The sequence below is a fragment of the Kitasatospora sp. NPDC059408 genome (assembly GCF_042751525.1).
Lineage (GTDB): Bacteria > Actinomycetota > Actinomycetes > Streptomycetales > Streptomycetaceae > Kitasatospora.
The window spans coordinates 1-14032 of sequence record NZ_JBHYWI010000139.1 but is presented as its reverse complement, the minus strand read 5'-3'; the positions used below and the strand labels follow the sequence as shown (position 1 = coordinate 14032).

Annotated in this window: 12 protein-coding genes; 7 read left to right on the top strand and 5 right to left on the bottom strand. The window is 72.5% G+C overall.

All coding sequences use genetic code 11. The features are described from left to right. Positions 1–235 precede the first annotated feature (235 nt). A complete protein-coding gene (locus ACFXDE_RS42355; protein ID WP_380499534.1) occupies positions 236–1597 on the bottom strand; it encodes a hypothetical protein in 1362 nt (453 codons plus the stop codon). An 830-nt stretch (positions 1598–2427) separates the two neighbouring features. On the opposite strand from ACFXDE_RS42355, the gene ACFXDE_RS42350 reads away from it, so the two are divergent. The 4 genes from ACFXDE_RS42350 to ACFXDE_RS42335 all read left to right on the top strand — a co-directional run bounded on the left by ACFXDE_RS42350 (position 2428) and on the right by ACFXDE_RS42335 (position 4938). Then, positions 2428–2922, top strand: a complete 495-nt coding sequence (locus ACFXDE_RS42350; protein ID WP_380499533.1) for a hypothetical protein — start codon at positions 2428–2430, stop codon at positions 2920–2922. After that, a complete protein-coding gene (locus ACFXDE_RS42345) occupies positions 2919–3425 on the top strand; it encodes a hypothetical protein (RefSeq protein ID WP_380499532.1) in 507 nt (168 codons plus the stop codon). The genes ACFXDE_RS42350 and ACFXDE_RS42345 overlap by 4 nt, the downstream gene beginning before the upstream one ends. A 34-nt stretch (positions 3426–3459) precedes the next feature. Beyond that, a complete protein-coding gene (locus ACFXDE_RS42340) occupies positions 3460–3717 on the top strand; it encodes a hypothetical protein (RefSeq protein WP_380499531.1) in 258 nt (85 codons plus the stop codon). Positions 3718–4158: 441 nt separating this feature from the next. Then, positions 4159–4938, top strand: a complete 780-nt coding sequence (locus tag ACFXDE_RS42335) for a hypothetical protein (RefSeq protein ID WP_380499529.1) — start codon at positions 4159–4161, stop codon at positions 4936–4938. A 119-nt stretch (positions 4939–5057) separates the two neighbouring features. On the opposite strand, the gene ACFXDE_RS42330 is transcribed toward ACFXDE_RS42335, so the two are convergent. Beyond that, positions 5058–5273 (bottom strand): hypothetical protein, encoded by a 216-nt coding sequence (locus tag ACFXDE_RS42330; protein ID WP_380499528.1) that lies wholly within the window; start codon positions 5271–5273, stop codon positions 5058–5060. A 228-nt stretch (positions 5274–5501) separates the two neighbouring features. Here ACFXDE_RS42330 and ACFXDE_RS42325 point away from each other — a divergent pair, with 228 nt between their 5' ends. After that, positions 5502–6803: an HNH endonuclease gene (locus ACFXDE_RS42325; RefSeq protein WP_380499526.1), complete on the top strand. Its 1302-nt coding sequence runs from the start codon at positions 5502–5504 to the stop codon at positions 6801–6803. Between the two features lie 142 nt (positions 6804–6945). Here the strand turns inward: ACFXDE_RS42325 and ACFXDE_RS42320 are convergent, their stop codons facing one another. Both ACFXDE_RS42320 and ACFXDE_RS42315 read right to left on the bottom strand, forming a co-directional pair. Further along, positions 6946–7743, bottom strand: coding sequence for a DUF6042 family protein (locus tag ACFXDE_RS42320; protein WP_380499524.1), 798 nt, complete (start codon positions 7741–7743; stop codon positions 6946–6948). A 255-nt stretch (positions 7744–7998) separates the two neighbouring features. Next, positions 7999–8646, bottom strand: a complete 648-nt coding sequence (locus ACFXDE_RS42315; RefSeq protein WP_380499522.1) for a hypothetical protein — start codon at positions 8644–8646, stop codon at positions 7999–8001. A 112-nt stretch (positions 8647–8758) separates the two neighbouring features. Between ACFXDE_RS42315 and ACFXDE_RS42310 the strand changes: the two genes are divergently transcribed. After that, positions 8759–10603, top strand: coding sequence for a zeta toxin family protein (locus tag ACFXDE_RS42310; RefSeq protein WP_380499520.1), 1845 nt, complete (start codon positions 8759–8761; stop codon positions 10601–10603). On the opposite strand, the gene ACFXDE_RS42305 is transcribed toward ACFXDE_RS42310, so the two are convergent. Further along, a complete protein-coding gene (locus ACFXDE_RS42305; RefSeq protein ID WP_380499518.1) occupies positions 10567–10875 on the bottom strand; it encodes a hypothetical protein in 309 nt (102 codons plus the stop codon). The genes ACFXDE_RS42310 and ACFXDE_RS42305 overlap by 37 nt on opposite strands. 454 nt (positions 10876–11329) lie before the next feature. Here ACFXDE_RS42305 and ACFXDE_RS42300 point away from each other — a divergent pair. After that, the coding region (locus ACFXDE_RS42300; RefSeq protein ID WP_380499516.1) for an ATP/GTP-binding protein at positions 11330–14032 on the top strand (2703 nt) is incomplete at its 3' end.

The window sequence follows — 14032 nt, the reverse complement described above, 5'->3', positions numbered from 1 at the left end:
GGGCGGCTCCGAAGGGCCAATACCTTCATCATCCGTACAGCACCGCTTACAGAAGCTCCCTACAATCAACTTCCTTTCAGCGTTCAGGACGCAAGTCCAGGGGAAACGCGCGGCTGCGGTCGGTGCGCACGGCCGGGTGCGCGCGGACTCTGCACGGCCTGTCCATAGGCGCGCCGCGCGCTGCTGGAGCCGTCCATCGCGCGCCTGGGCACGCGGCCGTGGCGGCCGGTCCGGTCTACCAGCGGGTGAGGTACTCCCCGAGGGCCCGGCGTAGCAGGGCGAGGGCGGCGTCGGGGCCGGGGCAGCGCAGGGGTTCGCCGCTGGCGGCGTCGGCGACGATGCTGCTGTCGATCAGGGCGGTCCAGGTGCCGCGCTGGACGTCGTACTCCTCGATCCAGCCGACCGGGCGGCCGTCGCGCTGGAGTTCCTGGACGCCCGGGTGGGCGGGCCAGGTGAGGTGGACCAGGCCGTCGTCGAGCGGGGAGCGGTCGGGGTCGCCGAGGCCGCGGGCGCTGGGAACGGTCCAACCGGTCGGGCGCTTGAGGGCCAGGTGTGGCACGCCCGGCATCGCGCGCTCGGCGCGGACCCGGTCGGCGTGCGCGCGCTGGATGGCGTCCAGGGCCTCGCCGACGGTGCGGTGGGTGCGGGGCCGGACCACGGCGGTCTGCTCGCCCTCGTGCTCGGCGGCGATGTGCCCCGCCTGTCCCCAGGGGCCGTCCGGCAGCGGCGCGGTCCAGCCGATCGGCCGGCCTCGGTAGAGCAGCTGGTGGACGTCCTCGGTCCCCGGAGCGTCCCAGGAGGCCACCATCCATCCCTCACCGAACGTCACGCTCAGGTCGTCCAGGCGGTCCGGCTCGCCGAACCGCACGGTCGGGATCGTGCAGGCAGCGCGGCGCAGCGCTTCGAAGTCCTCCGCCCGCCGCTCGGCTGGGGCGGCGGGTGCCGGCACCCGCGCGGGCGCCCCGAATTCGGTCCGGTCCGAATCAACGGGCGCCGCCGCCCCGGCCGGGCCGGGCGCGTTTTCGGACCGAACCGAAACAGCGGGCGCGGCCGGAGGCGCGGCGGGGGCAGGATTTACGGACCGATCCGAAACAGCCGGTCCGGCAGGCCGCCCGGCCAGGACCTTGGGGTCGACCCGGGCCAGGACGTCCGGGCGCCTCAGCATCTCCTCCGCCCTGCGCAGCTCGAGTTCCGGTCCGGTCAGGTCGGGCCAGCGGACCTCGTCCCGCGCGTCCTCCGCCGCCTCCACCGCCCGGACGCTCAGCGACCCGTGCAGACGGCGGAACTCCTCGTACGCGGCCACCGGGTCGGCGTCCACCGCGTCCAGGAACGCGCGGGCGACGTCCACGGCCGCCTCCGCGCACCGCAGCACCTCCGCCCGCGCGCCCTCGGCCGACCGGACGGCGTCGGCTTTGACCTTGTCCCGGGCCGCCTTGGACTTGCACGCCGGCGAGCACCACTTCTGGCGGCGCCCGCGCTTGCCGGGCTCCGGCGCCGGCACCGTCTTCCCGCACCCCACCCGCAGGCACACCTCGCCCGACGCCACCTCGAACAGCACGTCAGCAGCGCCGGAATTTCGGACCGATCCGTTTTGCATGCCCGGATCGTAGCCTTGACGATCACCCAGGTCCCAGCCCATTTCGGACCGGTCCGAAACTCCCGGCTGCCCGGGCGGGCCATCAAGGAACCCGGATTACGGATCGGTCCGGAACTCCCCGCTGCCGTATCCGGCGGTGCAGCAGCCCGCAGCGCTGCATCGAGGTGCTGCACGCAGCGGTGCAGCAGCAGCCGGACGTGCTACGGCGCCGGGTGCTGCATGTTGTCCCGCTGCACGGTGCAGCAGCGCTGCATGTTGTCCCGTCACCGGCCGTAGCCGCCCGCCCCCTTGTCCTGCTACCCGGCGGCCTTGTCCCGGGTTGTCCCGCGCAACCGCCGGGTTGTCCCCGTGCGCATGCGCATCCGGCCCACACGCGCATGCGCATGATCCTGCGCAAGCCCCCGCCACCGCCATGCGCATGCGCATCCCGAGGCCCGGCCGACCGGGCGGTCGAGGCCTGCGGCGGGCCCGCCTGCAACCCCGGTCGCACCGCCTCCCACCTGCGGCGGGGAGTTCCCGTCGCACTCCCTGCGCAGCAAACTCACCGACCATGCGCAGCCGCTGCGCGGGTGGCTGCACCGCGCATCGCAGCGTCGCAGCCCGGCGGTCGATTGCGCAGCCGGCGGTTGCGCTGCCGGTCGCAGTCGCAGCGCCCCCGCTGCGCGGGCCGTCGCAGTCGCAGCCCGGCGGCTGTTCGGCCGGTCGCAGTCGCAGCAGCAGCGTGTAGCAAGGGTCGCCTTGCTACACGGAGAGCAGCAGCACGCCCGGGTGCAGCAAGGGTGACCTTGCTGCACCCGTGACCGTCCGGACGCTGCGGGGGTTGCACCGGTGTGACGACGTCTCCGCTGCCCTGGCTGCCGATCCCCTCCTCGCTCGACGCCGGGCCCGAGCCGACGCTCGGGGAGGAGCTGACGGCGGAGGAGCGCGCCGGGCTGCAGCTGGCCGCCGCCGCGGGTGAGCGGGCGGCGGCCTGGGTGCGGGAGCTGGCCCGCCGGCAGCCAGTCGAGGTGCACGGGCGGGTGCTGGAGCTGACCGCCGAGGCGATCGAGCAGACCTGCACCCGCGAGATCATCCCCGGCAACGACGCCGACCTCACCGCAGAGCTGCGCTACCGCCTGGACGGCGGCGTGCTGCTCGGCGCGACCAACCTGGAGACACTCCCGGAGCTCACCGGCGGGGAGCGGATCGCCCTGGCCGCCGTGGCCGCCCTCGCTCTGGCCATGCCGGGCACCGCACTGACCCGGTACGAGCGCGAGCTGCCCCACCTCGCCCAGGTGATGGACGACGCGGTCGCCGCCGGCCGCGCCGTCGCACCCGGCCGGTGAACCCCAGCACCGGAGCGCGGCCCGGCCGGGCCCGGCGGGCGCTCGGCCCCGGCGCCGACCGGGTCCTGGCCGACACCGTCCGCGCGCCCCGCACCCCGCCCCCGTGGTCACCGGCCGCCGTCGACGCCACGTTGCACGCGGTGCTGGAGGAGTTCGAGCAGCGGGTCGAGCCGTGGCGGGAGGCCTTCGAGGGCCTGGACGAGGACGTCCTCGCCGAGGCCGCCATCGAGGCGCGATCCTTCGGGGCCGACCCGGCCGGCGCCGTCGACGAGCTGGTGCGCGGCCTTTTCGGACAGCTTGACCGCTGGCAGCAGGCGATCGGCGACCTCGGCCGTCGGCTCACCGCGGCCGCGCAGGACCGGCCTCTGCCCGCGTGGGCCGCCGACGCCGGACGCACCGAGGACGTCCGCTGGCGCCAGGCCCGCCAGGCGCTGATCGAGGCCGTCGCCCGCCACCACCACGGCCACCTCCCCACCGGACCGCCGGACAACCGGCCGTGGTGATCACCACCGCCCGGCGCGCGGGAGAATGAGCCGGGTGACCAGCACCCAGCCTCTGCCCCGCGGCATCAGCGCCCTGATCCCCGACGCCCGCGCCAAGGCCACGCCCGGCGAGAAGGCGGCCGCCCAGCTCCTGCACCTGCGCACCGCGACCGTCCCGGTGCCGGTCCTCGCCGCGGCCGCTGAGCTGATCGCCCCGCAGCTCGAAGACCCGGACCCGGCCACCCGCGAAGCCGCTGGCGCCGTCCGCGCCCGCCTGCTCGCCGCCATCGAGGACGCCGCGCCCGACCAGTAGCCGGCCCACCGGGGCCGGATGTCCCAGCACTGTCCCAGCCCGCGCGCAGAACACCGTTACCAGGGAAAAGGCCTGGGACCGTCCTAGCGAAACGGTCGAAACCGGACACCGTGAGACACGGGTAGGACAGGCCTGGGACAGCCCCTGTCCCAGCCCCGGCGACGGTCGAGACCACCCCCCTGACACAACCGCGACAGGTGACACAGGTACGCCCCCCACCAGGGCGAACACGGCCCTCATGACACAGGTGCCACAGGACGAAACGGATATACCGAGGCGTTCTGTCGCAGCGGAACACAGCCATGACACAGGGCGCGACACAGCCTCGCCACAGCCCCACACCCCGCCCCGGGGCCAGGAAGCGAACGCCGCGCCCGGCCAGCACGCCGGTCCGCCGTCGCGGCCGCGGTTCCGGCCACCGGCCGAGGGAACGATCCGGGCATGGACGGCGAGCACCAGGACCAGGCCGGCCCGGTCGACGAAGCGCGGGCCCGGGAGCTGACCGAGCAGCTGCGCACGGCGATCGAGGACGTCCGGGCCGCCGTCCAGGTCCTGGCCCGCCGGGTCCGCGCCGCCCACCAGGCCCGGGCCTGGACCGTGCTCGGGTACCCGTCCTGGTCGGCGTACGCGCTCGCGGAGTTCGGGATCGGCCGCTCGACCGCGTACCGGCTGCTCGACCTGGCGGCCGTCGCCGAGGCGATCGAGGACACCGTGCAGGCCGAGCTCGGGGTGTCCCACGCGTGGGACAGCACCAACCTGGTCCTGCCGGTGCGCGCGGTCGTCGACCTCAAGGGCCGCACCGCGGAACTCACCGACCTGATCGCCGACCGCCTCACCGACGCCCACCAGGAGGCCGGCGGCGCCGCGCTCCCGGCCGAGACGGTCGGCGGGATCGTCGCCGCGGCGGTCGCCGAGGTCCGCGCCCGCCCCGACGTCCCGGCCGCCGAGCTGGAGACCGGCCCCGCCCCGGACGGCATCACCGCCGAGGCCTGGCGCCGCCACGTGAGCGTCGGCCGCGACGCGATGACCCAGCAGCGCGCCGCCCAGCTCGGCATCGGTGCGCTCGCCCTCGAGGTGATGTCGGCCTACGTCTCCGACCGCCAGGCCGAGGACGCAGGTCTCGCCCGCCTCGCGAACGACATCGGCATCACCACCGAGGAGATCCTCGCCTGCCGCCGCTACGCCATCTCCGGGGACGTCCGGGCGATGGACGGCTGGTAGAAACCGCAGGCCAAAGTGGGCGGCTTATAGGTTTGCGCCCGCCCCGGAGGACCTCGGACCGGGGGCGATTTATGAAACCGCCGCAGGTCACAGGCCTGCGGCGCGGCGGCCCGAAGCGGTCAGATCTGGCGGTCCGGGTCGGAGAAGGTCAGGCCGCCGGGCGAGAGGCGCCGACGGGCCGGGGCGGGTACGCCCACGGTCTCGCCGGGCGGCTGGCGGAAGTCGGCGCCCTGCTCGACCGGCAGCAGCCGGCGCCCACCGGACTGGGCAGGCATGGGGGCGTCCGTGGCGGACTCGGAGAAGGCGGGCATCGAGAGCCTGCGACGGTCGGTCATGATCACCAGTCTCGCAGCCGAACAGGGCGGGGTAAGCCAAAACCATCGGTTCGCTGCCGCCTGATCCCGCTCGGCGGGCAGGCGGCTGGGCGCTCTGGGCAGGAAGAGGAAGGGGCGGATTACAGCACGACGGCCATTGCAAGGATTTCCGCCTGACGGGTACTCACGTCGGCTTGCTGAGCTAGCCTCGACGCCCACGCAGTACACCGCCGCCGAGAGAAGAGCCACATGGCTGTCAGCAAGCGTCTCCGGTTTGAGATTCTCCGCCGAGACAACCACACGTGCCGGTACTGCGGCGCCACAGCCCCTGACGTGAAGCTGACCGTCGACCACGTCACGCCCTCTGCTCTCGGCGGAAGCGACGGGCCGAACAACCTCATCACCGCATGCGAACCCTGCAACAGCGGCAAGTCCTCCGTTCCCGCCGACGCGACCGTTGTTGCCAATGTGGCACAGGACGCCATCCGCTGGGCGGCAGCACTCAAGCAGGCTGCCAGCGAACTCGAAGCACAGGAAGCGCCCAAGCTTGCCTACAGGGATGCGTTCCAGCAGGCGTGGAATGCCTGGACGTATGAGAACGGCGGCGGGCGGATAACGACTCCGCTGGAAGAGAACTGGCGCACCAGTATCGAACGGTTTCGGATCGCCGGCCTTCCCATATCGGTGTGGCCGGACGTCGTCGAGAAAGCGATGACGAGCCGAACCGTCAAGATCGAAAACGTCTTCAAGTATATGTGCGGTATTGCATGGCGAATGGTCGACGGCCTTCAAGATCGAGCCAAAGCAATCATCAAAGCAGAGGTGCCGCTGGTCGCCGAGGAGGATGACCGCGACCCGATCGGCGAGGCGGCCGTGCAAGTCTGGGTTAACGAGTGGCCGGGCAGCATTAGCAACAACCAAGGCGACGCGTTCACGGCCAGCGTCCTACAGTGCCTCGAAGAGGCTGCTGAAGAGCCCCACCGGCTGTTGCAGGGAGCGCAATATGCTGCCTGGTTCCACCTCACCGACGTTGCCGAGGCGCTAGATCGATTCGACCGCGACCGGGTGACAGAGGCCTGGTCCATATCCTGGTACACCAAGGCGGGAGAGTTCCCGGACGCGGACAGGACCAGACGCGTTGCCGCACAGTGCGACGATATGTTGAATGCCGGTGTGTACGTGGGCCGCCTCATGCAAGCCGCCATTTACGCCGGTGCTCACCAATCGGCCACCCTGCATTTCGGCCTCAGCGAAAGCGAGTTGGCCATAACCAAGGCGTCAAGGTCCTTCACTCGCAGTTGCGAGATCTGGGCCGAGGCATACTTCTCCAGCACAAAGCGCTGGCCGAGCCGAGACGAGGTCGCAGCCTTTCAAGAGAATGTGCTCTGCGCAGGCCAGGAGTATGACTTCTCGATTCAGGACCTGTACATGGCAGCCGCTTCGGCAGGGACGTACCAGGACGCAGACATTACAACCTGCCTGCCGTTCTACGGGTCCGCCCTGGGAGCGGCCGATCGGCGGCCGATCGGCAGGAGCACTCCGACCCGATAGCGGGTGCTGACGCTCCGCCGGAGGGACAGCAGTCGACCGGCACGGTCCGGGCCATTCAGCACCAGTGAGTCCGGTCGAGCGCAGTGTGGTCGGCGTGCAGCGAGACAGGGCGGAGCTCAGCCTTGTGACCGCCAGGCGGATGTCAGTCCTCCGGAAGAGTCACGACGATCTGGCCTTCATCGTTGACGCCGTGGATAGAGATACGGCTCTGGTCGAACTTCTCCCAGTCGCACCGCAGCCGGAAGACCTTGTGCGGAGCGATCGCGGTGACGTCCTCGGTGGCGGTGAAGTCGCCCTGGTCTAGCAGCAGCAGGACCGCCTGGCGGGCGTCGTGGGGATCGCCGTCGATGACGCGGGCCAGGCGCTGCAGGCTGGTGGTGACCTCCTCGAGGCGCCGCCCTTCCGGTTCGAACAGGCCGATGATCTCGAACGAGTCGTCAGAGTAAATGAGGCTCATCCTCAGCTCGCGCTGCACCTGCTCCTCCTCGGCGCTCAGCGGCAGGACGTCGCTGGGGAACGGCAGGGGGTGAGCCGGGTGCAGGCGTAGCTGGCCGGAGCTGTCCGGGATCTCGTGGAGCATCTTGGCCGCGACGAGCAGAGTGATGACGTCGTCGATGGTCTCCAGCGGCGGCAGGCTGTAGTGCGCGGCGTAGCGGGTGGCGTCGGCGATATCTCCGGGCAGGGCGGCCAAGTCGTCCTCGTCGAGGTCGTCGCCGGTGTCCCAGCAGGAGTGGGTGAGGGCGCCGGCCGGGTTGACCTTCGTGGCGACGAACGGTCCCAGCTCTTCGCGGGTAAAGGGCGCGCCCTCCATGACGGCGCCGATGAGCAGCATCATCGTCGCCATGGGGCGGATCCTGGACCAGCCTCCTCGCGCGGCACGGCGGAAGTGCTCCTCCCGCATCTCATCCGACCAGTCCATCAGCGAGGCCGTCTCGGCCATGGCTCCCCCAAGATCGTTGGTACGCCGCTTGACCGTAGGCTACGCCGCCCCTGGTCCTCCCCCGAACCGGACCGGAAAGCGACGCCCCCCAGTGCCGCCCAGCTGGGAGTTGTAGACCTTTGCCAGCCACCGCACGTGGTTGCGCGGCCGGGTGCTCGTGCTTCCTGCCATCCGGTCCCTGCTCTCTCGTCAGGCGTTGCCTGACGCACCGTAGCCGCTCTTCCACCGATACGGGCCGCCCGGTGACATCCGCGGTCAGAACCAGTGCGGCCGGTAGGCCCGGCCGCGCTGCGTCGGACAGGGGTCGCCGGGCTTGAGGGGAAGGTCGCCGGCGTCGTGAGCGGCGTCGATCTCGAGGTCCGTGAGGAGTGTGCCAGCGAAGTGCCACTTCGGCGAGGTCGGGTCCGGCTCCCACTCGCCGGTGATCTTGTAGACCCGCCGGACGGCGCCGTCGACGGCGATCACGGCGTAGCGGGCCTTGCGGCGGACTTCCTCGCCGACGGGCCAGGCCCCGCGGTCCGCGTCGTACTGCTCCTTGCCGCCGACTTCCCCGTACCCGTCGCGGTGAACGCGGTTGCGCCGGGAGATGACCACCGCGACCTGCTCGCCGCGGGCGAGGTGGCCCCAGCGCTTGGAGGCGGCCTGCCAGCTGAATCCCCAGGCCTCGCCGAGGTCTTCGAAGTCCGCGCCCTGTTTGAGCGCCGCGACGGCGGTCCGGGCGGCGGCGGCCTGGCAGGCCTCGTCGATCTGCTTGAGCACGGCCAGGTGGCGAAGCTCGCCGGCGCCGGAATCACCGGTCGCCGCCGGGTTCCGCGTTCGGATCCAGTCCTGGGCCAGTTGCTCGACCGCACGGATCAGCTCTGCTTGCTCGGCCGTGGCGGGCTCGGCTCCCGGTTCATCCATGGGGCAACTGTAGTTGTCATTTGACGATCCCGTCACCGCGAATCATTATTGAAGTTGTCCCATTGGATTCAGTGGTGTGCTGCCGCATGCCGAGCGCGGAACGGGAGCGGTAGTGCACGAGGAGCGGGACGCTGGCACGGCGGACCTGACCGATGCCGAGCACGGCGACGTCCTGAGCGGCGTCATCCTGCCGTCTTGGACCCGCAACGCCGTGCCGCAGAAGCAGCCGGTGGTGCTGCTCCTGGCAGGCCCGCCCGGCAGCGGGAAGACCACCCTCGGCGACCTGCTGATGCCGGTGCTCGACCTGCGCGGCGGCGCCGTACGCGTCGGCGCCGACCTCTACAAGGCCGTGCACCGGCACTACGAGGCGCTGCTGGCGAAGGACGTGCGCACCGCTGGTGTCCTCGTCCGGCCGGACACCCGCCGCTGGCAGGCCGACATGGAGGAGCACGTGCGCGCCCGCCGTCTGGACGCGCTCGTGGAAACCGCCCTCGCCGACCCCGACGAGGCCCGTGCCCAGGCGCTGGCGTACCGGCAGGCCGGGCACCGGATCGAGGTGGTCGCCGTGGCGTGCGCCCTGGCGTGGAGTCAGCTCGGTGTGCTGGAGCGCTACCTCGGCGACGCCGAGGGGGCCGGGCGGTGGGTGTCGTGGGCCAACCACGACGAGTGCGCCCGTCAGCTGAGCCGGACCCTGGACGTGCTGGAGTCCGAGGACCTGGTGGACCGCGTCACCGTCGTCCGGCGCGGCCTGGAGCCCCTGTACGGCAACGAGCTCGTCGATGGAACGTGGGCACGGCCGCGCGGCGCGGCCCGAGCGGTGGAGGCCGAGCGGGCCAGGTGGTGGGACGCGGTGGAGACCGCGTCCTTCCGCCGGTCCCTGGCCGGTGCCGAACGCGCGCTGGTGCGGGCGGAGACCCGGCTGCCCGCAGACCAGGTGCTGGCCGTCGCACGGGACGCGGAGCGGTGCACCGCGCTGGCCGAGCCGGTGCGGCGCACCGCCCAGCCGATCGACGGGCCGCCCGGCGTCGACTACCACCGGCTGTCCGCCGACGAGCACGAGTGGACCTTCAAGAACCTGATCGTCCCCGACCTCGGGGAGATCGTGGCGCAGGAGCGGCCCGTGGTCGTGTACGTCATGGGAGCACCCGGCGCGGGCAAGTCCCAGGCGACGATGATGGTGCGCCGAGCGCTGCGCGAGCGGCGGCCGGTGTGGATCGCGGGCGAGCTGTTCAAGGCGGCCCATCCCGACTACTTCCGGCTGCTGCGCGAGCATCCGCGCACGGCCTCCGCCCGGATCCGCACGGACTACAAGGCGTGGCAGGCCCGGGCCGAGGCGCTGGTGCGCGAGCGGGGCGCGGACGCGGTGATCGAGATCGCCCCCGGCAGCGCGGCCGCCTTCCTCGACGACGCCGCCGCGTGGCGCCGGGCCGGGCACCGCGTCGAACTGCTGGTGCTGGACGTGCGCGCGGCCGACAGCCTCCAGGGCACCGCCCTGCGCTACGCCGAGGTCAGCCGGGGCGGCATCCGGCCGGGTCGGTTCACCACCACCGTCGGGCACGACCGGTGCCTGGCGGTGGTGCTGGAGTGCGTCCAGGCCGTCGAGGAGCAGCGCCTGGTCGACCACATCAGCGTGGTGCGCCGCGACGGCACCGCCATCTTCCGCAACACGCTCGGCGTCGATGGCCGGTGGGCCGGTCCGGCCGGTGCCGCACTCGCCGCCCGGGCGGGGCAGGTGCGGCCCTACACCGAGCAGGAGGCCCGCCAGTTCCTCGCCCACCAGCGCGAGCTGCGCGTGGCCTTGCCGCAGTACCGGCGGGACGTCGACGCGATCACTCGCCTGGCATGGCCTCTGCTGCCGCCCGCGCTCCAGCCCGGTCGGCTCGCCTTCACCCCGCCTGTGGCGCTCCCGGCGCCGCGCTCCTACGCCCCGGTGATCTCGCTGAGCCTGGCGTCGTAGTCGGCCTCGATCCGCTCCAGCTCCATCCCGGTCATCTCCGGAAGGTCGCGCAGCGCCTTGGTGCTAGCGGCGCGCTCGGCCAGCAGCTGCTCGACGCGCTCGGGGTCGGCCACGGGGCGCCGGCGTTCGGCATGGATCTGCTCGGTGTACCAGGCCGCCACCTGCCCGATCTTCTCCCCGATCCGGTGGAGGGCACCGGCGTCCCTGGTGCTGTCCGGTGTGCCGGGACCAGCACCGCCAGAGGTGTGGTCGGGGAGTTCAGGGTCGTACACGGCAACCGCCTCGATTCTCGAAAGTCCGCTGGTCAGAACTGTCCTGACAGGTTGGAGCCTACGACCGCCCCAGCATGCGGCTTGCCCGTGACCCCCTAGCCCCACCGGCACCCCCGCCGGGATACGCCGCAAGAAGCCATCACTTACTTCATCCGGCAGACAGGCGCCGCCGTCAGACCACCGTCCCTCCCGACCGCCGATTTCGCCAAGGCCACCACGGCATCCCGGAAAGGGGAGCGGCGGGGGGGGGGGGAGGAGGAAAAGACACTCCACCCCCCCCCCCCCCCCCCCCATTTTCCCCCACCCCCCCCCGCCATCCCGCTAGGGGGGGGGGGGGGGGTTTATTCCCCCATAAACCCCCCCCCGCCGCGCACACCCCTGGCACCGGTGCCGACCTGGCTCAAGGGGGCGTAGGTTGATGCCTGGTCAGATCGATGCGGAGGGGGAGTCGTCGGTGGCGAGGGATCTGCGGGCGCTGTTCGGCTCGAACAACCGGAGCCTGGGCGCCGAGGAGGTGTTCACCAACCGGGAAGGCCAGTGGGCGCAGGTCGCGGGCGCAATCGCCGAGCATCTGGCCCGCGTGGCCGCTCCCGGCTTCGACGTCCAGGACTTGGAGGCGGCGCGGCGCAACGTGCTCGTCTTCCACGGCATCGGCGGCGTCGGCAAGACCACCTTGTCGCGGAAGCTGGAGGCCGCTCTCACCGTGGCCAAGTCCCGCCCCCGGCAGTGGGGCGAGCCCACCTGGCCCGCCACGCCCCGCCTGCTGCCAGTGCGCATCGACCTCGCCCGCTCCGCCGGGATGGACTTCGAACGCCTCGTCCTCACCCTGCGCCTGGCGCTCGCCGGCCTGGACCGTGCCCTGCCGGCGTTCGACCTCGCGCTCGTCCGGTACTGGGAGCACAACCACCCCGGCGAGAGCTTGGAGGAGTATTTGCGGCGTGCCGGGCTGGTGAGCCGCTTCGCGAAGGCGTTGCCCGGCCAGGTGCAGGGGGCACTGTCGAAGGCTGCCGAGGAACTGGCGCTGCCGGGCGTGGTCGGCTCCGCGGTCGGGCAGGTCACCACCGCTGTCGTGCGGGCGGTACGCGAGCGCCGTACCACCGCACGGGCGCTCGCCGGCTGTCCGCGGCTCGCGGACCTGCTGGAAGCGGAACCGGACCTCGAGGCGCTCTCCTACTACTCACACCTGCTCGCCTACGAGATCGACCGGCTGCCCGCAAGGAAGGCCGTCGTGCCGGTGGTACTGCTCGACACCATCGAGGACACCGGCGACCGCACCCACCGCGAGCTCGAGCGCCTGGTCCAGCGCGTGGTGTGGCTGATGCCGAACGCCCTGTTCGTCATCACCGGCCGCAGCCGGCTGCAGTGGGCCGACGACGCGCTGCAGGGGCAGCTCGACTACACCGGGCCCGCCGCCTGGCCGCAGCTCGCCGCCCACATCCCCGCCACCCGGCCCCCCGGGGCTGTCGCCCCGGCTGGCACGGGGACGGCGGCCGACCGGCAGGTCCTGATCGGCGACTTCAGCCCCGAGGACTGTGACGACTACCTTGCCCGACGCCTCACCGCCGACGGCCGGCCCCTCATCGGCGACGAACTGCGCCAGGTCATTACCGCCCGCTCCCACGGCCTGCCGCTGTTCCTCGACCTCGCCGTGATGCGGTTCCTGGAGATCCGCCGCACCCGCACCCCCGAGGCGGCCGACTTCGACCACGACTTCCCGGCCCTCGTTGCCCGCACCCTCCAGGACCTCACCCCCGACGAGCGGCACGTCCTGCGCGCCGTGTCTCTGCTGGACGCCTTCGACATCGCGCTCGCCACCGCCACGGCCGGCATGACCCACCAGGCCGCAGCCCTGCGCCTGGCCGAGCGGCCCTTCGTCCGCGAGAACCAGCTCGCCCTGTGGCCCTACCACCTGCACGGCGTGGTGCGCTCCACCATCCGCCGGGCCGACGACCACACCGACGACCGCTGGTCCGACCAGGACTGGGCCCGCGCCGCCGCCCGGGCCTTCGACGCGCTCGGCGACCAGTGGACGAGCTCGCCAGACGGCGGCCGACGCCTCCTGGTCGCCTGCCTGCGCCAGGGCCTCACCCTCGCCCGCGACCACCGGCTCGGCCTCGGCTGGCTCTCGGAGGCGGCGTGGGCGTACGTCTCCGACTCCGTCTGGGAACCCCTCGTCCTGCGCTCGACCGGCACCGGCGAAGACCGCAACGGCGGGCAGCAACCGGCGACGGCCGCCGACGCCCTGGTCGAGACCCTCAACGCCCTCGCCCGCCGCCAGCACGAACACCGCTCCCGCACCGTCCAGCGCCTGGCCGCCGTCGTCGACACCCACCTGCTTCCCGAGGACCTCCACCACCTCGCCGTCTACTACCTCGCCAAGGCGCAGCGCGACCTCGGCCACCGCGCCGGCTCCCGGCACGGCATGCAGATCGTCGCCGACGGCGCAGGCCGGCTCGCCCCGGCGGCCCGGCGCGGCCTGGTCCACCTCGCCCGCCTCGCCGGCGACTTCCCCGCCGCCCACACCGCCGCGCAGGGCCTCGGGTGGAAGGGACGCCAGCACCGCGTCGAAGGCGACATCCTGTGGCCCCACGGCGACATGCGGCACGCCGCCGACGCCTACCTCGCCGCCCGCACCCAGGCCGAACAGCACGGCGTCGCCGGCGAACGCGCCACCTCCCAGGCCCAGCGCGCCTTCACCCTCGCCTTCACCGACCCGCGGACGGCCGACGACGAGATCGACCTCGCCGAGCAGCTGCTCACCGGCCTGGACCTGCGGGCCACCACCCTGACCGTCCGCACCGCCAGCATCGTCCGCGAAGCTGGCGCCGACGGAGTCGACGACCGACTCGAGATCCTGCGCACGGAGGCCCGAACCGCCGGCATCGTCGCCGCCCAGGCCGCCCTCGAACTCGCCGCCGCCTTCCACCACGCCGTCCGCGGCGACGACGCGGCCCTCGCCGCCATCCAGGCCCGGCTACGCGACCTCGCCCGCACCGGCGACTACGCCTACTACACCGACATCGCCCACTACATGGCCGGCCTGACTCCCGACACCCCCTCCGACGTCCACTGGCTCGACGACGAAGAGGCGGTCCGCACCAGGTGGCGCACGCTCGTCACCGCCCGGCAGGGCGGTGACGAGCGTGCGCGGGAGCGC